Origin of the sequence: Roseovarius dicentrarchi, from assembly GCF_003316635.1 — a bacterium.
In the GTDB taxonomy this organism is placed as follows: domain Bacteria; phylum Pseudomonadota; class Alphaproteobacteria; order Rhodobacterales; family Rhodobacteraceae; genus Roseovarius; species Roseovarius dicentrarchi.
The window spans coordinates 126760-151371 of record NZ_QNQP01000001.1 but is presented as its reverse complement, the minus strand read 5'-3'; the positions used below and the strand labels follow the sequence as shown (position 1 = coordinate 151371).

At 60.8% G+C, this 24612-nt stretch carries 23 protein-coding genes and 1 tRNA gene; 9 read left to right on the top strand and 15 right to left on the bottom strand.

All coding sequences use genetic code 11. The features are described from left to right. The first annotated feature begins 15 nt into the window (after window positions 1–15). The 5 genes from ribB (at window position 16) to DQ230_RS00685 (ending at window position 3111) form a co-directional block, all read left to right on the top strand. Window positions 16–1149 carry a 3,4-dihydroxy-2-butanone-4-phosphate synthase gene (gene ribB, locus DQ230_RS00705; RefSeq protein WP_113910567.1) on the top strand — a complete coding sequence of 378 codons (1134 nt, stop codon included), beginning with the start codon at window positions 16–18 and terminating at the stop codon, window positions 1147–1149. Between the two features lie 6 nt (window positions 1150–1155). Further along, complete coding sequence (locus tag DQ230_RS00700) at window positions 1156–1701, top strand: 6,7-dimethyl-8-ribityllumazine synthase (RefSeq protein WP_113910566.1); 546 nt, start codon at window positions 1156–1158, stop codon at window positions 1699–1701. After that, a complete protein-coding gene (nusB, locus tag DQ230_RS00695; RefSeq protein WP_113910565.1) occupies window positions 1698–2183 on the top strand; it encodes a transcription antitermination factor NusB in 486 nt (161 codons plus the stop codon). The genes DQ230_RS00700 and nusB overlap by 4 nt, the downstream gene beginning before the upstream one ends. A gap of 90 nt (window positions 2184–2273) precedes the next feature. Then, a complete protein-coding gene (locus tag DQ230_RS00690; protein ID WP_113910564.1) occupies window positions 2274–2606 on the top strand; it encodes a hypothetical protein in 333 nt (110 codons plus the stop codon). A gap of 430 nt (window positions 2607–3036) precedes the next feature. Next, window positions 3037–3111, top strand: a tRNA-Gly gene (locus DQ230_RS00685). A 176-nt stretch (window positions 3112–3287) separates the two neighbouring features. On the opposite strand, the gene DQ230_RS00680 is transcribed toward DQ230_RS00685, so the two are convergent. From DQ230_RS00680 to DQ230_RS00670, 3 genes are all read right to left on the bottom strand, one after another. Then, complete coding sequence (locus DQ230_RS00680) at window positions 3288–6728, bottom strand: pyruvate carboxylase (protein WP_113910563.1); 3441 nt, start codon at window positions 6726–6728, stop codon at window positions 3288–3290. 415 nt (window positions 6729–7143) lie between these two features. Then, window positions 7144–8007 carry a 3-oxoadipate:acetyl-CoA acetyltransferase gene (locus tag DQ230_RS00675; protein ID WP_113910562.1) on the bottom strand — a complete coding sequence of 288 codons (864 nt, stop codon included), beginning with the start codon at window positions 8005–8007 and terminating at the stop codon, window positions 7144–7146. A gap of 162 nt (window positions 8008–8169) precedes the next feature. Then, window positions 8170–8493, bottom strand: coding sequence for a monooxygenase (locus DQ230_RS00670; RefSeq protein WP_113910561.1), 324 nt, complete (start codon window positions 8491–8493; stop codon window positions 8170–8172). A 361-nt stretch (window positions 8494–8854) separates the two neighbouring features. Between DQ230_RS00670 and DQ230_RS00665 the strand changes: the two genes are divergently transcribed. Beyond that, window positions 8855–9580, top strand: coding sequence for a GntR family transcriptional regulator (locus DQ230_RS00665; protein WP_113910560.1), 726 nt, complete (start codon window positions 8855–8857; stop codon window positions 9578–9580). A 25-nt stretch (window positions 9581–9605) separates the two neighbouring features. Here DQ230_RS00665 and DQ230_RS00660 read toward each other — a convergent pair whose 3' ends face one another. The 11 genes from DQ230_RS00660 to DQ230_RS00610 form a co-directional block, all read right to left on the bottom strand. After that, window positions 9606–10487 (bottom strand): cyclase family protein, encoded by an 882-nt coding sequence (locus DQ230_RS00660; RefSeq protein ID WP_113910559.1) that lies wholly within the window; start codon window positions 10485–10487, stop codon window positions 9606–9608. 34 nt (window positions 10488–10521) lie between these two features. After that, window positions 10522–11283 (bottom strand): SDR family NAD(P)-dependent oxidoreductase, encoded by a 762-nt coding sequence (locus tag DQ230_RS00655; RefSeq protein WP_113910558.1) that lies wholly within the window; start codon window positions 11281–11283, stop codon window positions 10522–10524. Window positions 11284–11319: 36 nt separating this feature from the next. Then, a complete protein-coding gene (locus DQ230_RS00650) occupies window positions 11320–12174 on the bottom strand; it encodes a sulfurtransferase (protein ID WP_113910557.1) in 855 nt (284 codons plus the stop codon). A 5-nt stretch (window positions 12175–12179) separates the two neighbouring features. Next, window positions 12180–12830 carry a glutathione S-transferase family protein gene (locus tag DQ230_RS00645; RefSeq protein ID WP_113910556.1) on the bottom strand — a complete coding sequence of 217 codons (651 nt, stop codon included), beginning with the start codon at window positions 12828–12830 and terminating at the stop codon, window positions 12180–12182. Between the two features lie 11 nt (window positions 12831–12841). Then, window positions 12842–13567, bottom strand: a complete 726-nt coding sequence (locus DQ230_RS00640; protein ID WP_113910555.1) for an ABC transporter ATP-binding protein — start codon at window positions 13565–13567, stop codon at window positions 12842–12844. Further along, window positions 13557–14333 carry an ABC transporter ATP-binding protein gene (locus tag DQ230_RS00635; protein WP_113910554.1) on the bottom strand — a complete coding sequence of 259 codons (777 nt, stop codon included), beginning with the start codon at window positions 14331–14333 and terminating at the stop codon, window positions 13557–13559. The genes DQ230_RS00640 and DQ230_RS00635 overlap by 11 nt, the downstream gene beginning before the upstream one ends. Continuing rightward, window positions 14330–15250: a branched-chain amino acid ABC transporter permease gene (locus tag DQ230_RS00630; RefSeq protein WP_113910553.1), complete on the bottom strand. Its 921-nt coding sequence runs from the start codon at window positions 15248–15250 to the stop codon at window positions 14330–14332. Before DQ230_RS00630 ends, DQ230_RS00635 begins: the two co-directional genes overlap by 4 nt. Further along, window positions 15250–16098, bottom strand: a complete 849-nt coding sequence (locus tag DQ230_RS00625; protein ID WP_113910552.1) for a branched-chain amino acid ABC transporter permease — start codon at window positions 16096–16098, stop codon at window positions 15250–15252. The genes DQ230_RS00630 and DQ230_RS00625 overlap by 1 nt, the downstream gene beginning before the upstream one ends. A gap of 21 nt (window positions 16099–16119) precedes the next feature. Then, window positions 16120–17292, bottom strand: coding sequence for an ABC transporter substrate-binding protein (locus tag DQ230_RS00620; RefSeq protein ID WP_113910551.1), 1173 nt, complete (start codon window positions 17290–17292; stop codon window positions 16120–16122). A gap of 72 nt (window positions 17293–17364) precedes the next feature. Then, on the bottom strand, window positions 17365–18321 hold the full coding sequence (locus DQ230_RS00615) for a 3-hydroxyacyl-CoA dehydrogenase family protein (RefSeq protein WP_113910550.1): 957 nt from the start codon (window positions 18319–18321) through the stop codon (window positions 17365–17367). Window positions 18322–18606: 285 nt separating this feature from the next. Then, window positions 18607–20133 (bottom strand): GMC oxidoreductase, encoded by a 1527-nt coding sequence (locus DQ230_RS00610; RefSeq protein WP_162497327.1) that lies wholly within the window; start codon window positions 20131–20133, stop codon window positions 18607–18609. 65 nt (window positions 20134–20198) lie between these two features. On the opposite strand from DQ230_RS00610, the gene DQ230_RS00605 reads away from it, so the two are divergent. Continuing rightward, the gene (locus DQ230_RS00605; RefSeq protein WP_162497326.1) at window positions 20199–21182 is read left to right on the top strand and encodes a LysR substrate-binding domain-containing protein; all 984 of its coding nucleotides are present in this window, start codon (window positions 20199–20201) and stop codon (window positions 21180–21182) included. A gap of 155 nt (window positions 21183–21337) precedes the next feature. Here the strand turns inward: DQ230_RS00605 and DQ230_RS00600 are convergent, their stop codons facing one another. Next, a complete protein-coding gene (locus DQ230_RS00600) occupies window positions 21338–22087 on the bottom strand; it encodes a FadR/GntR family transcriptional regulator (protein WP_113910547.1) in 750 nt (249 codons plus the stop codon). A 236-nt stretch (window positions 22088–22323) separates the two neighbouring features. Between DQ230_RS00600 and DQ230_RS00595 the strand changes: the two genes are divergently transcribed. Next, a complete protein-coding gene (locus DQ230_RS00595; RefSeq protein ID WP_113910546.1) occupies window positions 22324–23568 on the top strand; it encodes a branched-chain amino acid ABC transporter substrate-binding protein in 1245 nt (414 codons plus the stop codon). A gap of 102 nt (window positions 23569–23670) precedes the next feature. Next, window positions 23671–24612: a branched-chain amino acid ABC transporter permease gene (locus tag DQ230_RS00590; RefSeq protein WP_113910545.1), complete on the top strand. Its 942-nt coding sequence runs from the start codon at window positions 23671–23673 to the stop codon at window positions 24610–24612.

Sequence of the window (24612 nt, the reverse complement as noted above, 5' to 3'; positions counted from 1 at the left end):
CGTCAAGGGGGGCCCATGCCTGAAACGACAGCTTATCGCACGCCCGGACCGGTCGAATCGGACCTGAGCAGCGCCATCGCCCCGACCGAGGAGATCATCGCCGAGGCGCGCGCCGGGCGGATGTTCATTCTGGTCGACCATGAGGATCGCGAAAACGAGGGGGATCTGGTCATCCCCGCCGAATTCGCCACGCCGGATGCCATCAACTTCATGGCCGTCCATGGCCGCGGCCTGATCTGCCTGCCGATGACGGCCGAAAGGGTGGACCGTTTGGGCATCCCCATGATGGCCGTCAACAACTCCTCGCGTCACGAGACGCCGTTTACCGTGTCGATCGAGGCGCGCGAAGGCGTCAGCACCGGCATTTCCGCCGCCGACCGCGCGCTGACCGTTGCCACCGCGATCAACGAGCAGAACACGATGGCCGCGCTGGCCACGCCCGGCCACATCTTCCCCTTGCGCGCGCGCGCGGGCGGTGTGCTGGTGCGGGCGGGCCATACCGAAGCGGCTGTAGATATTTCCCGGCTGGCGGGGCTGAACCCGTCCGGCGTGATCTGCGAGATCATGAAGGACGACGGCACCATGGCGCGGCTGCCCGATCTGGTCGAATTCGGGCAAAAGCATGGTCTGAAAATCGGCACGATCAGCGATCTGATCGCCTACCGGCACAAGCACGACAACCTTGTGCGCGAAGTACGGCGCGAGCAGGTCAGCGCCCATATCGGCGGCGATTGGGAAATGCGCATCTTTGCAGATCAGATATCTGGCACCGAGCATGTCGTGCTGATCAAGGGCGACATCACTGATGGCGCACCTGTCTTGGCGCGCACCCATGCGCTGAACGCGCTGGAGGATGTGCTGGGCATCGGCGGCGCGCCCGCGGGCAAGCTGCGCAGCGCGATGCAGATCATCGCGGACGAGGGTCGCGGCGCCATTTTCCTGTTTCGCCAGCCACGTCCCGAGCTGGCCGAGGAACTGGACGAGGATGGCCCACGCACGATCAAGCATACTGGTCTGGGCGCGCAGATCATGTCGACGATGGGCATTCACGAGCTGATCCTTGTCACTGACAACCCCGACACGCGGTATCTGGGCCTTGATGCCTACGGTATCACCATCATTGGCACGCATCCCTTGAGCAAAGGTTAAAATCCCATGGCAGGCACCGAATATACCATGCCCCGCGCCGCGCTGGACAAACCCGCCAAGCTGCTGGTCGTCGTCGCGCCGTTCTACCGCGACATCGCCGACAACCTGATCGCCGGCGCCACGGCCGAGATCGAGGCGACCGGCGCCACCTTTGATCTGGTCGAGGTGCCCGGCGCGCTGGAGCTGCCGACCGCCATCGGCATCGCCGAACGGCTGAGCAATTATGACGGCTACGTTGCGCTGGGCTGCGTCATTCGCGGCGAGACGACCCATTACGAGACGGTGTGCAACGATTCCAGCCGGGGCATCACGCTGCTGGGCCTTCAGGGCATCTGCATCGGCAACGGCATTCTGACGGTGGAAAACCGCGATCAGGCCGAGGCGCGGGCCGATCCCGCGCGCATGAACAAAGGCGGGGGCGCCGCCGCTGCTGCCTTGCATCTGATCGCGCTGACCCGTAAATGGGGCGCTCCGCGCAAGGGCGTGGGGTTCATTCCCGGCGAGGGCGACAGGCGCATTGCCGGCACATCCAAGGACAAACCGACGGCATGACCAGCGAGCCTGCACCCATTTCCGGCAATCAAAAACGCAAGATGCGCTCTGCCGCGCGGCTTTATGCCGTGCAGGCGCTGTTCCAGATGGAGCATTCCAACCAAAGCGCCGATACCGTGTACCTAGAGTTTCTCGACCACCGCTTTGGTGCGGCCTTTGACGACGATAGCGATATGGTTGACGGGGACGAGGATCTGTTTCGCAGCGTTCTGGACAGTGCGGTGGAAAATCAGCGCCGGATTGACCAGATGACCGACCGCGCATTGGTGGCAAAATGGCCGATTGCGCGGATTGACCCCACTTTGCGCGCGTTGTTCCGGGCTGCCGGCGCCGAGTTGATCAGCGATGACGCGCCGCCGCGCGTCGTTATTACCGAATACGTTGATGTTGCGAGCAGTTTTTTCCCCGACGGGCGCGAGCCGAAATTTGTAAATGCCGTGCTGGACCACATGGCGCGGGAGGCGCAACCGGCGGCCTTTTGACACGCTGTGCGCCATTATTCGCCGATTGCCCTTGCGACGGGACACACCCGCGTTACATTAAAAGGTATCCCATTTGCAGGAGATGCCCCGATGCCGAAACTGATCCGCCTATATATTACGCATGTGATCATCGGATTTGCGATTGCCGGCGCGTTTGTCGGGATGCTGCTGTGGTTTGATATCGCCAATCTGTGGCATCTTGTATCCAACTCTGACAAGGGGTGGCTGGCTGTTCTGGTGCTGTGGTTGGCCAATGGTGTGGTGTTTGCCGGGGTGCAGTTCGGTATTGCGGTCATGAACATGAAGGACGACGATGACGAGCCGCGCGGCGGCCACAAGCAGCGCGTCAGCCGCAACCACGGCCAGATGGTGCCGGTGCGCGTTGCCGCGCAGGCACGCCCGGAGACGTCAAAACGCCGTTGACAGAGTTTGCGAGATTGCCATCCGGCGCACGCCCTGAAAGGGGCGTGTTTTCTTGTGTTTGCTTACGTAGGAAAGTGGCGGGCCCGCACGCAGCCGTTTGGTTATCTCATTCCCGAGGACCTGTATTTACAGGTGGGCACCGGGTAACCTGACCAGGGCCAGGACAGAGCCAGTTCCCTCGGATTTGCTTAAGGCCACCGGAATGCAACCGTTCACGAGAAGGGCAGAACCCGCCACCGCTCAAACTAGGGTGCGTGTGGCCTCGTAACAAGGGGCGCGGGTGGGCGTTTTGGTTTATATTCTGCGGCGTGCGTCATAGGGGACGTGCCCGCGAGTGGGCTGGCGGCTGGGTCGCCGCGGTTTTTTTCAGGATATCGGTTATTTACCCTTGCGGCCCGTGCGGTAAATTTGTACATCCACGTCAATCGGTGCGGGCGTAGCTCAGGGGTAGAGCATAACCTTGCCAAGGTTAGGGTCGGGCGTTCGAATCGCCTCGCCCGCTCCAATTAGATCCTGCCCACCCAGCAGGTCAGACTAGGCCACCTTCGGGTGGCCTTTCTGCTTTTTACCACATGCATTTGGAACGAGCGACGGACGGGCGCCTGCGCGTCTTGGCGCGAATGCAAAAGGCGGAGGCAGGTTGATCTGCCTCCGCCTTTCTATCGCGTGTTGGCTGCGGTCTTATTCCAGCTCGATCAGCAGATCCTTGGCGTCGATCTGGCCGCCGGGGGTGACGTGAACGGCCTTAACCACGCTGTCACGTTCGGCATACAGGCCGGTTTCCATCTTCATCGCCTCGATTGTCAGCAACAGATCGTTCGCTTTGACTTCGGCGCCCACGGTGACGGCCACACTGGCAACCACGCCGGGCATCGGCGCGCCGATATGGCAGGGGTTGCCCGGCTCGGCCTTGGGGCGCGCGGCTGTTGTGGCCTTGACGGCGCGGTTGGGCACACGGGTCACGCGCGGCTGGCCGTTCAGTTCGAAGAACACGCGCACGTTGCCGTCATCGCCTGTCTCGCCAATGGCTTGCAGGCGAATTTCCAGCGTCTTGCCGGGGTCGATTTCGGCTGTGATCTCCTCGCCCGGCTTCATGCCGTAGAAGAAGGTGCGCGTCGGCAGGGCGCGGACAGGGCCATAGATGCGGTGGCGGCCCATGTAATCGAGGAACACCTTGGGATACATCAGGTAGCCATTCAGATCCTCGTCATCGACGGCACGCCCCTCCAGCAGCGCGCTCAGCTCGGCGCGAGTGGCCTCCAGATCGACGGGGGGCAGGTGGGCTCCGGGTCGGTCGGTGACGGGCTTTTCGCCCTTCAGTGCCTTGGTGGTGATCGCAGGGGGGAATCCGCCGGGAGGCTGGCCCAGATTGCCGCGCAGCATGTCCAGCACCGAGTCGGGGAAGGACAGATCGTGTTTCGGATCCTCCACATCGGCGCGGCTCAGTCCCTGGGACACCATCATCAGCGTCATGTCGCCCACAACCTTGGAGGAGGGCGTGACCTTGACGATATCGCCGAACATCTGGTTCACATCCGCATAGGTCTGCGCGACCTCGGGCCAGCGATCCTCCAGCCCCATGGAGCGGGCCTGCTCCTTGAGGTTGGTGAACTGGCCGCCCGGCATTTCGTGCAGATACACCTCGGAGGAGGGCGATTGCATGGACGATTCAAACGCTGCGTAATGGCCGCGCACATTGTCCCAGTAGTCCGAAATTTCGCGCACAGCGCCGATATCAATGCCGGTGTCCCGCTCGGTATGGGCGAGCGCCTCGACAATCGAGCCAAGCGTGGCCTGCGAGGTGTTCCCGGACAGGGCGTCCATCGCGCAATCGACGGCATCGACGCCCGCATCGGCGGCGGCAAGGATCGTGGCGCAGGCGATGCCGGCGGTGTCATGCGTGTGGAAGTGGATCGGCAGGCCGACCTCCTCCTTCAGGGCGCGGACCAGAACGCGGGCAGAGGCGGGCTTCAGAAGGCCGGCCATATCCTTGAGGCCCAGCACATGCGCGCCTGCTGCCTCCAGCTCGCGTGCCATGCCGACGTAATATTTCAGATCATATTTGGCGCGGTCCGGGTTCAGGATATCGCCGGTGTAGCAGATCGAGCCTTCGCAAATCTTGCCGCTCTCGACCACTGCATCCATCGCAACGCGCATGTTTTCCACCCAGTTGAGCGAATCGAATACGCGGAAGACATCAACGCCGGTTTCGGCGGCCTGCCGGACAAATTCCTGCACCACGTTATCGGGGTAGTTGGTGTAGCCGACGCCGTTGGAGGCGCGCAGCAGCATCTGCGTCATCAGGTTGGGCATGGCCGCGCGCAGATCGCGCAGGCGCTGCCACGGACATTCCTGCAAGAAGCGGTAGGCCACATCGAATGTCGCGCCGCCCCAGCATTCCACTGAAAACAGCTGCGGCAGATGCGCGGCATAGGCGGGCGCGACGGCGATCATGTCGCGGCTGCGCATCCGCGTGGCCAGCAGGGATTGATGCCCGTCGCGCATGGTGGTGTCGGTGATCAGCAACTGCTTTTGCTTCTTCATCCAGTCGGCGACGGCCTGCGGGCCTTTTTGCTCCAGCAGGTTGCGGGTGCCCATCTGCGGCTCGCGCTGGGGCTGCGGCGCGCGCGGCTCTTTCAGGCCGGGGCGGGGCAGCGGGCGGTCCTTGACCTCGGGATGACCGTTGACGGTGATGTCGGCGATGTAGGTCAGCACCTTGGTGCCGCGGTCGCGGCGGCTGGAGAAGGTGAACAGCTCGGGAGTCTGGTCGATGAATTTGGTGGTGTAGGTGTTGTCCAGAAATGTCGGATGCTTCAGCAGGTTTTCGACAAAGGCGATGTTGGTGGACACGCCGCGAATGCGGAACTCGCGCAGGGCGCGGTCCATCCGGGCAATCGCCGCCTCGGGCGTTTGCGCGTGTGCCGTCACCTTGACCAGCAGGCTGTCATAAAAGCGGGTGATGACCCCGCCCGAATAGGCCGTGCCGCCGTCAAGGCGGATGCCCATGCCGGTCGCCTCGCGGAACGCTGTGATGCGGCCATAATCGGGGATGAAGTTGTTCTGCGGATCCTCGGTGGTGATCCGGGTTTGCAGCGCATGACCGTGCAGGTGGATATCCTCCTGCCGGTCCTTGCGGGTCGCCTCGGCCAGCGTCTTGCCCTCGGCGATCTTGATCTGGGCCTGCACGATGTCGATACCGGTGACTTCCTCGGTGACGGTGTGTTCGACCTGCACGCGGGGGTTCACCTCGATGAAGTGGAAGGTTCCGGTGTCCATATCCATCAGGAATTCGACCGTGCCGGCGCATTCGTAATTGACGTGCTTGCAGATCTTATAGCCCAGCTCGCACACTTCGGCGCGCTGCTCCTCGGTCAGGTAGGGGGCCGGGGCGCGTTCCACCACCTTCTGGTTGCGGCGCTGGACGCTGCAATCACGCTCGAACAGGTGGTACATGTTGCCGTGCTTGTCGCCGAGGATCTGCACCTCGACGTGGCGGGCGCGCAGGATCATCTTTTCCAGATACCCCTCGCTGTTGCCGAACGCGGAAAGCGCCTCGCGGCGGCCCTCCAGCACTTTTTCCTCCAGTTCGTCGGGGCCGTTGATCGGGCGCATGCCGCGCCCGCCGCCACCCCAGGACGCTTTCAGCATCAGCGGATAGCCGATTTCCTCGGCCTCGGCGCGGATCTTGTCCATGTCGTCGCCCAGCACTTCGGTCGCGGGGATGACGGGCACGCCGGCCTCGATGGCAACGCGGCGCGCGCTGGCCTTGTCGCCCAGCTCGCGCATGGTTTTGGCCTGCGGGCCGATGAAGGTGATGCCGTTGGCAACGCAGGCATCCACGAAATCGGGGTTTTCGGACAGAAGGCCATAGCCGGGATGAATGGCGTCGGCGCCGGATTCGCGGGCAACGCGGATAATCTCGGGGATCGACAGATAGGCGGCGACCGGTCCCAGCCCCTCGCCAATGCGATATGCCTCATCGGCCTTGAAGCGGTGAAGGCCCAGCTTGTCCTCTTCGGCAAAGACGGCGACGGTGCGTTTGCCCATCTCATTGGCGGCGCGCATGATGCGGATGGCAATTTCGCCCCGGTTGGCGATCAGGATCTTTTTGAACTCGGTCACAGCGCTATGTCCCCCGTTGATGAAGTGACGTGTTGATGGTGTTGCGGCGCAGAGTGTTGAACGCTGCACCGCAGAGCAACTTTTTTCACACTTTGTACGGCGCGTGTCTGTTTTGCGCAACGATTGCGCCGCTCTACCCACCCCTTTGCGACATTTCCTACCCGGTGGGGCGCGGGGCGGGCCGGGCCGCCTTTGGTTGCGATATCGTCAATAGGTGTTTCCACTCGGAATCAGATAGTTGGCGAGGAATGCGGCCGATCAGTCATCACAGCGATGACAGCGCACTGTGCTCGGCGTGAGAGCCGTGGCGCCGGAGGTAACATCACCCAGATTTCGCGGCGAGACAGGTGATTGCCAAAATACCTGCGTGCGGTGCCGCCTCCCAAGTGCAGATCCGCCCTCTGATGAAACGTGGTCACGTCCCGGTTTGATGTCGGTCGGGTTGGCCGCTGATATCGCGCAATCCCAGGATCGTCCGTGCCTGGCGCCATGTGGCAACAGGCCGGTCATGTTCCTCGCAGATTTGAACGGCGCGCCGAACCAAGGCTGCGTTGGAGGGTGCCAGACGGTCGCGATCCAGCCGCACGTTGTCTTCCAGCCCTGTCCTTGTGTGACCGCCTTTGGCGATGGACCATTCGTTTAAGGTGAGTTGCGCCGCTCCGATGCCGGCAGCACACCACTGGGCGTCTGGCGCAAAACGGCGCAATGTTTCGATGTAAAAATCGAGGATCGCCTCATCCGCCGGCATGGCATTTTTTACGCCCATCACGAACTGAACGTATAGCGGCCCTTTCAGGCGACCGTCGGCCGCCATGCGTGCGGCCTGTACGATATGGCTCAGATCGAAGGCTTCGATCTCGGGCTTGACGTCATGGATCAACATTTCCGAGGCTAGCCAGTCCACCAGATCGGGTGGATTTTCATAGACACGCGTCGGAAAGTTATTCGACCCCACGGAAAGCGAGGCCATGTCGGGTGATAGCGACAACATCCCGCCACGTTCGCGGCCCGCCCCCGACCGACCGCCGGTGGAGAATTGCACAATCATGCCGGAGCAGTGTTTTTCCAACCCCTCCTTGAGCAGGGCAAAGCGGCCGGGATCTGACGTCGGCTTGCCCTGATCGTCGCGGACATGGCAGTGCGCGATGGTGGCACCCGCCTCGAACGCCTCGTGGGCGCTTTCGATTTGTTCGGAAATGCTGATTGGCACCGCCGGATTATTGTCCTTGGTCGGAAGGCTTCCGGTGATGGCCACGCAGATGATGCAGGGATTGGTCATGGTGCTGCCTTTTGGAAGTGACGCGGCGCGATACATTGAGCGTCTGCGATGCCGTAATCCCCAGGAATTGCACCGGCTCTTGATCTGAACGCTGCCGTTTTACGGGCCGCCACATTGTATAATGACCGATAGTCCGGCGCGGCCTGGCAGCGCGCGCCGCGATCAGTCCAGCGGCTCGTCCGTGCCATTTACGCTGAATGTGTTGGCGATATTGTCCAGAACGACGTAATTGTCGTAATAGGTCAGGGTCGGCGCGGCCCCGAACCGTTCCTTGATCTTGTTTGCCCATTCCGGTGTGTACCACGCATCGGCTTGCTCGCGTGACTCCCAGATATAAACCCCGCCGCCGCCATTTTCACCGTTGAGGAAATATTTGCGTGTCAGACCGGGCATATGGCTGAATGTCGGCGCCGACGTCCGGGCCGAGGCGATTGCGTCCTCTTCTGACCGCTCAAGCCCCGGAATCTGAACGATTGCTATCAACATATGCCGCCCCTTCCGAGTAGTATTTGTCTGACATTCCCAGATCAACCCCAAGCAGGCAAGGCGTTTTACCTGATTGGACATGCGCGAATGTTATGGCCATGCAGCGCCCCTCCGGCGGTGGGCCTCACAGCGCATATTCCGGGGAGTGCGACGCTGGCAATGAATGCAATCCATGCAGCCGTCCGTGTTATTTCGGCGCGGAAAGTGGGCCTGACCGCTTGAATTAGAGGTATCGATCTTTACGAATATGTATTTGATACCATAAGATAATGATCGCAGATTGCGTAACAGCCACGGGCAAAGTGACAGGTCTTTCGCTTGGCGGCGCCTGAATTTTCCCGCGTGAACAGAGTCGATTAAGATGTCCAGAAGCTCCAGAATTGACGAGATTGCATCGGATCTGATTCAGCGGATCTCGGGTGGGATTTACCGTGTCGGCGAGAATATTCCGAACGAGCTGGATCTTTGCGCGGAATTCAACACCAGCCGCCACACCATTCGCGAGGCAGTGCGCAACCTTGAAAACCGCGGGCTGGTAAAACGCAAGAAACGCTCGGGCACAAAGATTATCAGCGCATCGAGCATGCCCCTCTATGGGCTGAATTTTGAATCATCGGACAGTCTGGGCCGCTATCTTGAACGCACTGACCTGAAGCTGGTCCGGACTGTTACGGACTTGCCGCGACAACCGGCAGAAACCCAGCTTGACGGGGATCTGGCCGATTGGGCGCAACTTGATACCTATCGCTGCGCGCCGGAGTCGGACCGTGCGATTTCGTGGTCCTATATTTATCTGCGCAAGGAGTTTCTGGGCGTCGTTGACCTGATTGGCCAAGAGCGCGGCGGGATCTATGAACTTTTGAACATGAAATACAAAAAGGCGGTCAAATTCATTGACGTCGAAGTGTCCTCGGCCCCGTTCACGGACGCAGCCGCCAAGGTGCTGTGCATCAAACGCAACAGTCAGGCGCTATTGATCATTCGCAGATTCCACGGGATGGATGACGAACTGTTCGAGGTGTCGGTGTCCTACTACCCACCCGCTGAAGTGCAATACAAGACCCGCATCAAGATCAATCAGACCTAAGCCGCCTGCGCGTCTGGCATCCGCCTTAGCGGAGCAAAACAGGCCGGACCGGTGCGCCGGTCGCCCCCCGAAACCTGGTCGAGAGCATGATGAAGCATGATGTATAAACACCGTCCTGGGCCGCCATCTCAAGATTGAGATTTTCGATCAGGTAAACACCGTGATCAACCAACGCCAGTTGATGTACCGGCATGATCTGCGATGGATCGGGATTGGGCAGGACTTCGACCGCCATGTTGTCCGCGCCGATGGCAACCACGCCCTGCGCGATCAGCCACTCTGCCGCAGCGCAGTCAATGCCGGGCTCCCCATTCAGATATTTTGCATTGTCAGTCTCGTAATGACGGCCCCATCCTGTGCGGATCATCGCAACATCGCCCTGCTCGACGCTGAATTTACCCCGCTTCGCTGCGGCCTCCAGATCGGCGATGGTGATGACCTCGCCCGCGTCGCGCCCGGTCTCAGCTGCCACGTCAAACAGCAGACCGCGCGTGATCATCGGCGGGATATGCTCGGCCCCCAGTGTATCCAGGCCCCGGCTGGTCACCTCATCCCCGGCGGAAACACCACCGAACATGCGGTCGCCGATCGTGGCATGGCCCAAGGCATCGACATGGGTGCCGGTATGCATCGTCATTTCGACGCGTTCCAGATTGGTCCCCATTTCGTTGTTGTATTTCATCTGGCGCCGCCGCTTCATCGTGTCTTTCCAACTGGCAAAGATCGACATCAGGAACGGCGTTTGATTGGGCGGCATGCAGGGCGCGCCGTAATAAATATCATGGCTGATATCCGTCAGTATTCCGTCGCGCACCAGCGCCATCGCCGACAGCGTTTTCTCGGGGGTCAGATACACACCGGCGCCGATCTGTTCGCGGCGGCCCCACTGGGAATGGCAGTGATGCATTTACTCTCTCCTCGGCTTTCAAATCGTTGGCATTTCAGGGGGCTGTGCCGCCATCCAGAATAATTGTCTGGCCGGTGACATAGGCGGCACCAGCGGCCAGATACAGCATGGCCTCTGCGATATCCTCGGGCGCGGCCATACGCTTGAGCAAGGTGCGCGCGACCGCCTTTGCGCGCCGCTCATCTGACCAGCCTTGCGTCCACGGCGTATCGACGAACCCCGGCGCGACGGCGTTCACGCGCACATCTGGCGCCAGGGCGACCGACAGGCTGCGTGTCAGATTGATCAGGGCGGCCTTGCTGGCGGCATAGGCGATACTGCTGCCCCGCACGCCAAACCCCGAGATCGAAGCAGTGTTGACTACCGCGCCCCTGCTGGCCCGCAATGCATCTGCCGCAGCGCTGGTGCAGCGAAAGACGCCCAGAAGGTTTGTCGACAGGATCTGCTGCCAGAATTCCTCGGTCATCTTGTCCAGTTCACCAAACGCGATAGGCTGCGCGCCGCCCGAAGTGCCGGCGTTGTTTATCAGGATATCAAGACCGCCAAGCGTCTGAATCGCATTTGTCACCATGATCCGTGCAGAACCGGGATCGCTGACATCGCCTTCGGCAGCATGCGCGTCTATGCCGGTGCTGCGCAGCTGGGCGATCCTGTCAGGCGCCACCGGATCGCCGGCCAGATGATTGATGCAGACCGTTGCCCCGGACTGCCCCAGCATCCGGGCAGCGGCAAAACCGATCCCCGAGGCGCCGCCGGCGATCAGCGCGGTCTTGCCTGTCAGATTTGCTGTGATCATGCTACTCTCCGGTTGCTGAATGCAAGGCGCACCACGTCAGGCCGGGCCTAGGATCATCGGGCGGTCGGGGTCGGCTGTCCAGTCCGTGAGCGACCCGTCATAAAGCGCGGCGTCATCGCGCCCGATCAGATGCAGTGCAAATGTCGTGCCGCTTGCCGCGATCCCGCCGCCGCAATAGCTGATGATCCGCGGCTGTTCCAAAACATCGGCAGCCGCAAAGATTGCGCGCAGTTCATCGGGCGATCTGAACCAAGACGTCCCTGGCAGCAACAGATCGCGAAACGGCACGCTCACACTGTGCGGGATACGGCCGGGACGGCCATAATGCGCGCCGCCCGCGCCGGTGAACTGCTCAGGCGCCAGCGCGTTCAGCAAAACCGTATCGGGGTCATTGATTGCGGCCGCGACCACGTCGGCATCCGCGACCAGCGCGGGACGGGGCCGGGCGATGAAATTGCCAGGCAGGGGGGCGGCGGAGATATCCGTCAGCGGCAGGCCCGCATCGCGCCACCCTTCCAGCCCGCCGTCCAGAATGCGCACGTCCTGCGCCCCCATGGCTGTCAATACCCACCAGCTGCGCATGACCGGCCCGGCATAGCCCGCACCATACAGCACGATAGTGTCGCCTGCATTGACACCATGCCGGCGCAGCACCGCTTCTATCTGTGCCGCCGGGGGCAGCCCGTAGGGGATGGTGGCAGAGGGCGCAGACAGATCGTCGGGCATGGAAAGATAGCGTGCGCCCGGGATATGTACCTGCGCCCAGTCATCATACCCGCTGATCAGAATGGATTTGCCCACCGGTTGTGGCTGCATTTCCACAGTGCAGTCAAAAATGCGTATCTGCGGATCGCCCAGATGGTCAAGCAGCCAATCCTGGGTGACAAGCATCGCCGTCACTTTGGCGCACCGGATGCCGCGCCGGACTGCGCACGGGGGCTGTCCGGCGGGATGGTCTGAGCGAACGAGGGCCGCGCGTCCAACAGCGCATGATAATCCGCCAGATGCGGCCAGCGCGAGCCAAGCGTGATTTCAGGAAAACGAAACGCCAGATAGTCAATCGCACAGGCCACCGAGATATGCCCGATATCAAAGCCAGGCGGCGGCCGCACATAGCGGCGGTCCAGCGCGTCCAGGACGGTTTCGATCTTGTCGGTCTGGCCTGCGATCCATGTTTGCGATTGCTGTTCGGCGGGCCGTGTGCTGCGCTCGTAGCGGATCGACAGGGCCGCGGCCATCAGCCCGTCACTGATGGACTGTTCCGTCAGGGCTGCCCAGCGGCGCGGCCCTGACGGGAAAATCTGTTGATCGGGCACAAGCGCCGCCAGATATTCGCAGATCACCCGGCTGTCCGAAATCTCTTCACCATCATCGGTCAGGCAGGCGGGGATCTGGCCCAGCGGATTATGCGCGATCAGGTCGCGGTCACGATTTACCGGATGCGGTGCGGCCTGAACGCGCTCGATCCGGTCGTCCAGCCCCAGCTCCATTCCGGTCATCAATACCTTTCGCACAAAAGGCGAATTGGGAGAGTAAAACAGTTTCATTCAGCGATCCCTCATTTTACGGCCATCGGGTCATCGCCCAAGTAGGCGCGTTTCAGATCTTCGTCCTGCAACAGCTCGGCCGAGGGGGCAGAGCGTATCAGTCGCCCGCTTTCCAGAACATGCCCGGTGCGGGACAGCGACAGGGCCAGATGCGAGTTCTGCTCGACCAACAAAACGGTCACCCCGGTATCTGCAATACGGCGTATCGCACCGGCCATCATGTGGATGACCCCCGGCGCCAACCCCAGTGACGGCTCGTCCAGCAGCAAAAGACGCGGTGCAGCCATCAGGGCGCGCCCGATGGCGACCATCTGCTGTTCGCCCCCGGACAGGGTGCGGCCCAGGCTTTGGCGCCGCTCCGTCAGGCGCGGAAACAGGTCATAAACCATGTCCATATCGCCCTTCACGGCCGCCGCATCGCGCCGCAGATAGGCGCCGGTACGCAGGTTGTCCTCGACGGTCATTTCGGGGAACAGGCGGCGCCCTTCGGGCGAGAGCGCCACACCGCTGCGGGTGCGCTGTTCGGTCGGCACATCGTTGATAACAGTCCCATCAAGCCGGATATCGCCGCCCGCAAGCGGCACCAGTCCGACAATGCCCCGCATGATCGTGGTCTTGCCCGCGCCATTGGCGCCGATGATCGCGGCCACGCTGCCGGATGGCACGTCTATCGACACATTGCGAACCGCCTTGATCGCGCCGAAATGGATCGAGATATTGTCAAGTTCAAGCCGCATCTGCCGAGCTTCCCAAATAGGCCTCGATGAAGGTCGGATCGTTGCGCACCGCGCCGGGCGTGCCGTCGGCGATCAGCTGGCCTTGTGACAGGGCAATGATACGGTCGCACAGCCGCATGACCATTGGCAGGTCATGTTCGATCACGATCAGGGCAATGCCGCGTTCATTGTGAACCGCGCGAAACAGCGTTTCCATGCGGGCGGTTTCGGCGCCGTTCAACCCGGCGGCCGGCTCATCGGCCAGCAGCATCCGGGGCCTCGTGGCGATGGCCATGGCGACGCCAAGTATTTTCTGCAATCCATAGGGCAGGGACGCTGCGACCTCATCGGCGCTGTCTGCAAGACCGGCGAATGTCAGCATGTCTTCGGCCACCGTCCGCGCCTCATCGCGCGCCGCGCGCAATTTTCGCGCCGACAGGATCGACAGCGGCGTACCGGCGGTTTTGAACAGTACCGCCTGCTCCAGATGCTCGCGCACGGTCAGCTCCGGCAGCGTCATCGCGGTCTGGAAACTGCGCACCAGTCCAGCCTGCGCAACCTTGCCCGGCGCCCAGCCGGAGATTTCGCGGCCGTTGAAGTGGATCGTGCCACTATTTGCGCGCATGCCGCCGGTGATCAGGTTGAACAACGTCGTCTTGCCCGCGCCGTTTGGACCGACCAGCCCGGTAATGCGCCCCGGATCGACGGCAAAGCTGACATTGTCGACCGCCTTGATACCGCCGAAATTGCGCGAGACACCTTTCAGTTCCAGCTGTGCGTGCGTCATTTCTTCCTCCTCAACAGTCCGGCAATGCCCTGCGGCATGAACAGCATCAGCAGCAACAGCGAGATTCCGTACAGAAATTGCTGATATGTGATCGCTGAGCGGAACAATTCAGGCAGCGGCACCAGCAGTACCGCCCCGATGATCGGCCCGGCAATCAGCGACGCGCCGCCCACGACGTTGATGACCAGGGCATTGATCGAGGTTATGACATTGAACGCTTCGGGCGAGATATAGCTGAGGTAATGCGCATAAAGGCAGCCCGATGCCCCCGCGATGCCGGCGCTGACCGCAAAGACAAACCTTCGCCAGCCCAACGCGTCGATCCCAAAGGACTGAACCAGCGCTTCGTTCTTGTCCAGCCCGTCCAGAATGCGCCCGGACTGGCCGTGCAGCATGCCGCGCAACACCAGCAGCGCCGCGCCGACGACGACCAGAACAAAGACGTAAAAGCTGGGCCGGTCGTGCAGGGAAAGCCCGAAAATCGACGCCGCGGGTATCCGCATCAGCCCGTTATTGCCGCCGAAGGGAACCACAAACTCGACGAAAACCAGAACGATCGCCTCGCCCATTACAAATGTCAGCAGCGCAAAATGCACGCCCCGCACCTTGAGGATGACAGTGCCCAGAACGAATGCAATAGCCGCCGGGATGGCAATGGCCATGAGCATGCCCAGCAAGAAGGGAAAGCCGACATCGCGCGTCAGGAGTGCGGATGCATAGGCGCCAATGCCCATGAAACCCGCCTGCACCAGCGACAACTGCCCGATGCGCAACATCAGATGCAGGCTGAGTGCCAGCAGCAGGTTGATCCCGATCAGGATCGCAATGTGATAGGTGAACCGTCCACCGATAAGGAACGGGGACAGCGCGGCAGCGCAAATGACCAGCGCCAGAACGATTTGGGCGTAGTTTCGCATTATGTCCTCCCCAGAATGCCGGCCGGGCGCACCAGCAGGACCACGATCACGACCAGAAATGACGCAAGCGCGGCAATGCTGGAGTTGAACAAGATGGATATCCCCGCCTCGATTGTGGCCAGCAGGACCGCAGCCAGCAAGGCGCCGGGAATAGAGCCAAGGCCGCCCAGAACCACGACAATAAAGGCCTTCATCAGCGCGGCCTCGCCCATGTTCGGCTCTGCCCCGTAGATTGGTGCGGCCAGCGCACCGGCAAAACCGGCCAGTGCGCAGCCGATGGCAAAGGCGGCCGGGTACGTCTTCCACGGGGTGATGCCTTGCAGGCGCGCCACATCAGGTGCCTGCGCGACGGCGCGCATCGCCAGCCCAAGGCGCGTATGGTTAAGCAGCCAGTACGTGCCGGCAACCAGCACCAGTGCCATGACCGCCGCGAACAGCTGATCTTTGGGAATGAAAGCGCCGGCGATCTGGAACGAGCCGGAAAAGGGTCTGTCGATGGGCTGGCTGTCCACGCCCCATATAATCGTCACCGCGCCCTTGATCGTAATGGCCAGCGCCAGCGCAACAATCATGCCGCCCGTTTCGTCGCCGGTAAAACGGCGGAATACCAGGCGTTCTGCAATGATGCCAAATCCCCCGGCGACGACGGCCGCCAGGGGAAGTGCGATCATATAGTCCAGGCCCAGATTGTACTGGGCAACAAAGACGGTGTAGGCGCCGATCAGCAAAAACTCCCCATGCGCGAAATTGACGACACGCATGATCCCGAAGATCAGGGTGAACCCCAGTGCCGTCAGCATGTATGTCGCAGACGACAGGCCCGCGACGACCAGAAATTGCTGTAACATTCGCTTCGTCCCGCTTGATGATCAGTTGAGCTTGGCTTCGCCAATGACGACACCGGCGCCGTCCTGAATTTCGACCATCACGACCGAGCGATAGATCTGGTGATCGACGCCGTAAGCCTCGCCGCCGCCCCATGTCATGGTGCCGACCGACCCCTCGAAGGGGGCGCTGGATTCAAGGGCCGCCACCACATCGTCGCTGTCCAGAGATCCGGCATTTTCCATGGCGCTGAACACCAGGTTTGCCGCGTCATAGAACATGACGACATAGTCGTTCATCTCGGCCTTGTGCAGCTTTGCAAATTCGTCACCAAGACGGTTCCAGACCTCCGTATCCGGCGCGGCCATGGTGATGCCGACGACACCCTCGGCGTATTGCTTGCCCGCGGCCTTGACCAATTCATCGACATCGAAACCGCCGAATTTGGTGAAACTGCCGGTGTAGCCCAGATCGCGGGCCTGACGCACAATCAGGCCCGCTGTGCGCGGTGCCGCTGTGTCCAGCTCGATGTTGTCGGGGTCCTGCGCCAGCATCTTGGTCAGGATCGCGCTGAAATCATTCTGCGTGCGCTCAAAGAATTCGGTTGTGACCACGTCAAAGCCGGCCTCGGAATAGGCGTTTGCCTGAATTTTCTGGCTGTTCCAGCCGGTTTCATCATTGGCCGCGATCAGGCCGATACGCTGCACGTCAGGCTTGTTTTCCTTGACCCACTGAACGGTCGAGGGCGCAAATTCCTGTGTCGTCGGCCCAACGCGAAAGACATACTCGCTGTCCTTCAGCACATCCGCCGCCCAGGCGCCGGTATAAAGCTGCACACCTTCGCGTTCGGTCATCGGCTTGATCGCCAGAAGCGATGCCGAGCCGATCGGCCCAAAGATAAAGCGCACATCGTCGGGGCCCATCAGGCGGTTGGCGGCGGTCAGCGCTTCTGCGGCCTTGTACTGATCGTCATAGGACACGACCTCGATCGTGTAGGTGTCGTCGCCCACTTTCAGGCCGCCGTCCTGGTTTATTTCCTGCGCGGCAATCTTGACGCCGCCGTCCAGGCCCAGACCCCAGGCGGCGCCCCCGCCGGTCAGCGGTCCGATCACGCCGACACGAAGCACGTCCTGCGCCTGCGCAACGCCTGCCGACAACGCCAGCGCTGAACATGTCAGTGCGGCCATCATTGCTCTGCGATGAATTTTGATATCCAACTTTTCTCTCCCTTGAAATGTGGCCGAGGTCAGTGGCGCCGACTGCTTGGTTTCCTTGTTCGGCGAACAGGTTCACTCCTGTTTTCTGATGTCTGTGAGTGCGCGCTTGAGCGCGAACAGCTTGCGGTCGCGCCCCTTGAAAAGCTGGGCAGGTGTACGCCCTTCATAGCTGTAGAAGCCTTCGCCCGTCGCGACGCCCAGCTTGTTTTCGGCCACCAGCCTGTCGACCACGTCAGCATGTCCGCGCGCAACTGGCGGGCTGTAGCCTTTGTTTGCCAGATTCATCTGCGTGACCTTCAGGCCGGTGTAATCAATGCGCCTGAGATGGCCCATCAATGCCAGCCGCCCGGCCAACCCATGCATGATCGCGGTGTCGATATCCTCTGCCGTGGCCAGCCCGGCATCGATCAGATGAAACGCCTCCAGGCTGATGGCGGTCTGGATTCGGTTGGCAATGTAGCCGTTGATGAACTGTTTCAGCAAAACCGGCTTTTTTCCGATGCCGCGCAGAAAGCTGCACATGGCATCCGTCAGATCCGGCCGGGTGTGCGGGCCACGCACCACATCCACAAGGTCGATCGCATAGGGCGGCGTGTACCAGTGAACGATCATCGTGCGGCTTTGCCTGCGATTAGGCACCAGCGGGAAAATATCCAGATAGGACGTGTTGCTGGCAATCACGGCTTGCTCCGGCGCGTGCCTGTCGATCTGCGCGAACACCTCGCGCTTGGCCTCTGCATCCTCGATGATCGCCTCGACGACCAGATCCGCGCGCGCCAAGGCGGCAGCCATGTCGGTTTCGGTCGAAATCCGGGCAATGGCCTGATTGACCTCATCGCGGCTGTGGATGCCGCCCTCGACAATTCCGTCCGCCGCCGACCGCACCAGATCCATGGCGCGGTCCAACGCGTCACCGCTCAGATCGTGCAGCACGACATGGCATCCGCCAACGGCGTGAACCAGGCCGATGGCATGGCCCAACAGGCCAGCCCCGACAATGGCGACATGTGTGCAAGTCCAATCTGCCATTCCTTCCCCTTTCGCGCGCGCCCATGCCACCGATCATGACCCGCTATCGGTGCAGTGTGTGATCCCTGAAACGGCCAGCATTTTTTAAGCCGCCTGCCAGATATTGAGCGTCAGTAACTCTGATATGTCGAACATAATTAGATAATTTACCCACCTGTCAACAGATTTGTGTTCGCATTCCAAAGCAGCGATGCAAGCTGCCTTTCAAACAGATAGCCAATGAAAAAAGGGTTTTTGGCCCAGCCTGGCTGTGCGGAACAGGTCCGGTCGCACGGTAATTCTGTTTCATTCTGCCTGTCCCGGCGGCTGATGGGCCTTGATGAAGCGGGCGGCGACATTCTCGGCCCAGGCGCCTATGCTCATCGTTGGGGGGGCGGCCGTGGGCGCGGGAAACGCGGCCGCATCGACAACATAAAGGCCGGGCACATCATGCACCTGGCCGTCGGGGCCGACGACCCCGCCGGCATCCGCCGGACCAAGACAGGCGCCGCCCATCGGATGCACGGTGGATGGCCGCCGCCCGGCAAAGATCTTGCGGCCCGAAAGCCGGGCCATTTCCATCATCGTGTCGTAAATCTGCGCGTAGATCGGGCTGTTGGACGGATCAAACTCGATGTGGAATTTGCCATTTCGGATGCTTGCCACGCCGTCTGCCGAATCTGCACCCATGCCGCTGACAACCAGTCCACGCTTCAGCCGTTCGCGTATCCGGCCGGGCAGGGGGTAGGCGGAAACGCTGGGCATGTTGTTGCGGCCGATACCGATGCGAGGCCATTTGTCGTCGCGCAGGTGTATCGCGCCCTTGCTGGGCACTCCTTGCGTGAAATCCGTGTCGTCCATGTCCAGATCCCAGAATCCCCGGATATCGCCATTGCCGCTGAATCTGTGGCCCAGATGCGGCATTCCGGACAGACCGCCATGTTTGTCGCGGCTTTCCAGCAGCAGGCGCAGCGTGTTCATCGTGCCTGCGCCGACAAACACGTGATCGGTCTGGATTGACCTCGTCTTGCGGATGTCGTGATCCATGTAATCCACTCGAAAGCGACGCGCGCCGTCCGCCTGTCGGCGTATTGCAATCACTTCGCACAGCGCGCGGATCGTCAGGCCCTGCGCCAGAGCGGGGGCAAGATACACAATATCCATCGTGGATTTTGACCCCGACGGCGCCCCCAGAAACCCGTGATCGCCGGTGCTGTAATCCGTCTCGTACCGGGCAACGCCGTGTTCAGTTGTGACCAGCCGGGGATTGTCCTTATCGCGTGGAAACAGGAACCCGGTGCGCACGTCAACCTGCGGCACGACCGGCGCAAAATCGGGATGGTTGGAATACATCTGCATCGCGGTATGCGGAGGCGCGTTTTCCGGATCTGGCTTGGATGATCCGACCCGGTCGATGAAATCCGCGTAATGCGGCGCCATGGTTTGTTCGCTGAGATCGTCGAAGTACCCGTCCCAATAGTCGGGCGACAGCGGGCGGCGATGCAGGGCCGAATAAACGTGACTGCCCCCGCCAACACCGGAGGAGCAGACGACCTCCATCCCCTTCGAGATATAGACCTCGAACAGACCCTTGCGGTTCAGCCGTGTGCGCCCCCATGGCGTCCAGCGAAGGGTGAGAGAACGCAAGGAATGGGTGAACAGGCGCGCGTGTCTCGGAAAGGGTGTTCGATCCTCGACACCCATCGACCGTGTCGGCACCGTATCCCACCATGGCCCGCGCTCCAGCAGGGTCACGTTCACGCCCGCTTCCGCCAGACGTGCCGCGGTGACGGAACCGCCGAAACCGCTGCCGATCACGACAGCTTCTGTCATGTTTTCCGTCATTTGAGCTTTTCATCCCTCATTGCGGCGTTGAGCGTGCCGACGCATTTGACAAGGTGACAAGCCAAATGTCTAATGCCTTAAAGCGGGCTGAAATCACAAAATGTTATGGGTTCCCAATGAAGTTAAATCCACGCCAGATAGAGGCTTTCCACCTGGTATTTCAAAGTGGCAGCATGACAACGGCAGCCCGGCTGATGTCGATCACACAGCCAGCGGTCAGTCGGCTTATCCGGGATCTGGAGGCGAAAACCGAACTGACATTGTTCAAGCGCAGCGGTTCAGGGATCAGCGCCACCCGCGATGCCATCACCTTTTTCAACGAGGTTGAGCGCTGCTTTGTCGGCATGACGCATCTGGAACATACGGCGCTTGCCATCCGGCAAAAGCGAGAGAAACTAATCCACGTGGCGGTCACTGGCGCACTGGGTTACCAGTGCCTGCCTTTCGCGATGATGAAGATGCGTCGCAAATTTCCCGACGTCCGGATCAAGCTGACGGTGACACGGTCCTCCGAGATCATTGATCTGGTCAGCACCCGCCGCTGTGATCTGGGGATCACGGCGGTCGCGCCCAACCCTGCGGGAATTGAATGCGAGGATCTGCCCAGCTTTCCGCTGGTCTGTGTTTTGCCCGAAGGTCACCGGCTTGGGGCGGCACCCTGCGTGCGGCCACAGGATCTGGCGGAGGAATCGATTTTTGCGCCACCTGAGAACACCCAGCTTTACCAGGAGATTGCGCAAAGTTTTGCAGTAGAGAATGTCCCTTTCACGACAGCAGGGGAATGCACGCTGGGCATTTCAATTTGCCAGATCGTGGCGTCGGGTGTCGGAGTTTCGATTCTGGATGCCCTTTCCGCCAGCGGCACCGGGGTTGAAAAGGTCGTCACCCGTCCATTCGAGCCGCTTTTGCAATGGGCGCCCAAGCTGCTCTATCCGGAGGGAAGCCCCCGCTCAAAGCCACTTACCGTACTGACCCGCGCAATCCAGTCACGTCTGGCCGACCTACATCAAGCCCTGTCGATGCCGCCTGCTGTCTGACATCAGGTTCAATGACACCGGTTTGCGCCCGCTTTGTGCGCAGGCTGCATCAACGTCATGTCAGGACGAGCTGCGCAAAGCGTCTCTGCCGGCTCGCTCGATCCCGTTGAAGTTGGTTGCGCTCAGCTGCAATCGGGGCCGCAAATCACTGCGCCCTACATAACATCCAGATATAGCTGGATGCGGGAGCCGGCATTTACCAGGTGCCGCTCTGCCGCCTTCGCGGCAGCGGCTTCGTCGCCGTTTTTCAGCTCTTCAAAAATGGCTTTATGCTCTTCCTGCACTGCCTCAAGCAGATTTTCGTGATGAACGCGGGTGTTGTTTCGGGCCTGGCGGATGATGTTCCTGGCGCTGGCCTCCAGATGCTTGCACAGGGATATGAAGTGCTGGTTGTGCGTCGCCTCTACGATCGCCTGATGAAACGCGTAATCCTCTTCGTCGCCCAACTGGTCACTGGCGATGGCATACTCCATGCCGACCAAGGCGCGCCTTATCTTCTTGAGATCCTCGGCATTCCTGCGGCGCGCGGCGATGCGCGTTGCGGCGACTTCGATCGGGATCAAAAGCTCCATCGCTTCCTGTAGGGATGTCAGGTTGGAGACTGAGAAGTTCTGGAATCGGAACGCGTTTGTTGCGTCCTGTTCGATGACATAGACCCCGCTACCTGCGCGTGCGGCGACCAACCCATCGGATTTGAGTTGGGACAGGGCCTCGCGGACGACCGCGCGACTGACCAGATAATGGGCGCACAGATCGCGCTCGGATGGCAGGCGTGCGCCAACGGGCAGTGACCCCGATGCAATGCCTTCGATCAGATCCTTTGCGATTTCTTCGGGCAGATGGCCACTGCGCCGTTGCAGGCGACCGCGTGGAAGATCGGCAGAGATTCGATTGTTTTCTGTCATGTGGCCCTCTTTTATTAAAGATGGATACCTTATTGGCCTGACAGATCAAACACAGAAGTCCGCAGAAATATGTGATTTTGTTGAGCATATGGCACCGCTTGCCTGCTGTTGCGGAGGATTGGAAAAAGTGGTCCATCCAGTTATTGACCGGTAAGACCATTTGTGCGATCAAAAATGCGTGACGGCGAAGTGGGGAAAATCTCTGCCGGATCCGTCTAACCTCGGGGAGGAGAAACATGGCACTTCGAAATCTTTTGGGCAGCACCGCTGCGGCGTCTTTCGTGATCTGCGCGGGGGCTGTGGCGGCCGAGCCGCTGAAAATCGCGCTGGTTGAAACACTGTCGGGTCCGCAGGCATCCACCGGATTGCTGTACCGCGATGCTGTGAACTACCAGATCGGCAAGCTGAACGCGGCCGGTGGATTTGGCGGCCAGCCAATCGAGCTTATGGAATACGACAATCAGGGTGGACCGGTGGGCGCTGCCGACCGTGTGCGCGCGGCCATTTCCGATGGCGCCGATGTGATCCTGCAAGGGTCGTCCTCTGCCGTGGCCGGTCAGGTCACCGAGGATGTGCGCAAGTACAATCTGCGCAACGCGGGCAACGAGATTCTGTATATCAACCTTGGCGGCGAAGCGATGGAACTGACCGGCGAGAAATGCCATTTTTACCACTTCCGCACCAGCCCGAACGCCGCGATCCGCGTCAATACACTGCTGGACGGGATGAAGGACGCGGGCGTGCTGGGCGACCGGGTCTATGCGATCAACCAGAACTATTCCTGGGGCGTTGATTTCCAGAACAACACCGTCGCCGGGTCCGAGCGGCTGGGCTTTGAGGTGGTCGAGCAGACCCTTCACGACGTGAACAAGATTCAGGATTTCGCCCCCTACGTGGCGCGCATCCAGGCCGCAGACGTCAACAGCGTTATCAGCGGGAACTGGTCCAACGATCTTTTGCTGTTGATGAAGGCGGTCAGCGGTGCAGGGATCGACGTGAAATTCGGCACGGCATTCCTGGATCAGCCGGGCAATATCGGCAATGCGGGCGCCGTGGCAGAAGGGCATTTCCTGTCGGCCCCGTTCAACCCCGAAGTCAACCCCGAAGAAACCACCGCATTCGTCGAGGATTACAAGGCCGTCACCGGGCATTATCCATCCTATGTCGAGCCTGCGACAGTCTTTGGTGTGATGCTGCTGGGCGAGGCGCTGAAAAATGTTGAGCCAACCGAGGACGGGCTGAACGCCGAGGATCTGGCGCTGGCGCTTGAGCAGGCAACGGTGCAGACGCCGATGGGCCAGATCTCGATGCGCTCGGATGATCACCAGGTCATTCTGCCGATGATCGTGCAGGAGGTCAGCAAGGACGCCGCATTCAAGGCGGACGACACCGAATTCGGCTTTGTGCCGGTCAAGGTGATCGCGGCCGAGGATGCCGTTCAGCCGGTGCAGGACAGCTGCAACATGAAGCGTCCGGGTTAACCCGCTGCCTTCTTTTCCAGCATTACCGATGAAAGTCATGGCCGGGGCATTTGTCCCGGCCCATTCGGCAAAGCCGCTTCAACGGAGTAGTTAGGGGATAGTGTGGATCAATTAGTCTTTGCTTTGCTCAACGGGACGATCTACGGGCTTTTGCTCTTTATGGTGTCGGCCGGTTTGACGCTGATCTTCGGGATGATGGGAGTTCTGAACTTTGCCCATGCGTCCTTTTACATGCTTGGGGCGTATTTTGCCTATACGCTGGAGCCGCTGATCGGCTTCTGGCTGGCGCTTGTCGTCTCGCCGCTTCTGGTCATGGGGCTGGGCATACTGGTCGAGCGATTCATCCTGCGCCGTGTTCATGCGCACGGACACGCGCATGAGCTGCTGGTGACATTTGGCCTTGCGGTGGTGATCGCCGAGGTCATCAAGATGGTGTACGGCAATTTCCCCGTCGAATACCGTGTGCCGCCGGAGCTGAGCTTTGCCGCCTTTACCCTTTCGGGGCTGGACTACCCGTTTTACCGGATCTTCATGGGTGCGGTCGCCGTGGCCATGTTCATCGCCATCTATCTGCTGCTGACGCGCACGCGGGTCGGTATCGTGGTGCGCTCTGCCATTTACCGGCCTCAGACCGTCGAGGCGCTGGGGCATAACGTGCCGCTGGTGTTCATGAGCGTCTTTGGCATCGGCGCGGCAATGGCCGGGTTGGCCGGCGCGGTTGCGGGTGCGTTCTATACCACGAACCCGAACATGGCGCTTGAGCTGGGGGTGATCGTGTTTGTCGTCGTGGTCGTTGGCGGGCTTGGCTCCATGGGCGGGGCTATGGCCGCATCCTTGTTGATCGGGATTACCAATTCGCTGGCCGTTGGCAGCGATTTCCGCATGGCCGACCTGCTGTCCGTCTTCGGGCTTGGGGACTGGGCCGAGGGGGTTGGCGGACTATTGACCATCAATTTGTCCAGTCTGGCTGCTACTTTGCCGTTCTTCATCATGTTGCTGGTGTTGGTACTGCGTCCTTCGGGGCTGATGGGCGAGAAGGAGTAG

Excerpts from the sequence above, each read along its gene's own strand:
- ribB (WP_113910567.1), top strand. The coding sequence starts at position 16 with ATGCCTGAAACGACAGCTTATCGCACGCCCGGACCGGTCGAATCGGAC.
- DQ230_RS00700 (WP_113910566.1), top strand. The coding sequence starts at position 1,156 with ATGGCAGGCACCGAATATACCATGCCCCGCGCCGCGCTGGACAAACCC.
- nusB (WP_113910565.1), top strand. The coding sequence starts at position 1,698 with ATGACCAGCGAGCCTGCACCCATTTCCGGCAATCAAAAACGCAAGATG.
- DQ230_RS00690 (WP_113910564.1), top strand. The coding sequence starts at position 2,274 with ATGCCGAAACTGATCCGCCTATATATTACGCATGTGATCATCGGATTT.
- DQ230_RS00675 (WP_113910562.1), bottom strand. The coding sequence starts at position 8,007 with ATGACCAATCCCTGCATCATCTGCGTGGCCATCACCGGAAGCCTTCCG.
- DQ230_RS00670 (WP_113910561.1), bottom strand. The coding sequence starts at position 8,493 with ATGTTGATAGCAATCGTTCAGATTCCGGGGCTTGAGCGGTCAGAAGAG.
- DQ230_RS00665 (WP_113910560.1), top strand. The coding sequence starts at position 8,855 with ATGTCCAGAAGCTCCAGAATTGACGAGATTGCATCGGATCTGATTCAG.
- DQ230_RS00660 (WP_113910559.1), bottom strand. The coding sequence starts at position 10,487 with ATGCATCACTGCCATTCCCAGTGGGGCCGCCGCGAACAGATCGGCGCC.
- DQ230_RS00655 (WP_113910558.1), bottom strand. The coding sequence starts at position 11,283 with ATGATCACAGCAAATCTGACAGGCAAGACCGCGCTGATCGCCGGCGGC.
- DQ230_RS00650 (WP_113910557.1), bottom strand. The coding sequence starts at position 12,174 with ATGCTTGTCACCCAGGATTGGCTGCTTGACCATCTGGGCGATCCGCAG.
- DQ230_RS00645 (WP_113910556.1), bottom strand. The coding sequence starts at position 12,830 with ATGAAACTGTTTTACTCTCCCAATTCGCCTTTTGTGCGAAAGGTATTG.
- DQ230_RS00640 (WP_113910555.1), bottom strand. The coding sequence starts at position 13,567 with ATGCGGCTTGAACTTGACAATATCTCGATCCATTTCGGCGCGATCAAG.
- DQ230_RS00635 (WP_113910554.1), bottom strand. The coding sequence starts at position 14,333 with ATGACGCACGCACAGCTGGAACTGAAAGGTGTCTCGCGCAATTTCGGC.
- DQ230_RS00630 (WP_113910553.1), bottom strand. The coding sequence starts at position 15,250 with ATGCGAAACTACGCCCAAATCGTTCTGGCGCTGGTCATTTGCGCTGCC.
- DQ230_RS00625 (WP_113910552.1), bottom strand. The coding sequence starts at position 16,098 with ATGTTACAGCAATTTCTGGTCGTCGCGGGCCTGTCGTCTGCGACATAC.
- DQ230_RS00615 (WP_113910550.1), bottom strand. The coding sequence starts at position 18,321 with ATGGCAGATTGGACTTGCACACATGTCGCCATTGTCGGGGCTGGCCTG.
- DQ230_RS00610 (WP_162497327.1), bottom strand. The coding sequence starts at position 20,133 with ATGACAGAAGCTGTCGTGATCGGCAGCGGTTTCGGCGGTTCCGTCACC.
- DQ230_RS00600 (WP_113910547.1), bottom strand. The coding sequence starts at position 22,087 with ATGACAGAAAACAATCGAATCTCTGCCGATCTTCCACGCGGTCGCCTG.
- DQ230_RS00595 (WP_113910546.1), top strand. The coding sequence starts at position 22,324 with ATGGCACTTCGAAATCTTTTGGGCAGCACCGCTGCGGCGTCTTTCGTG.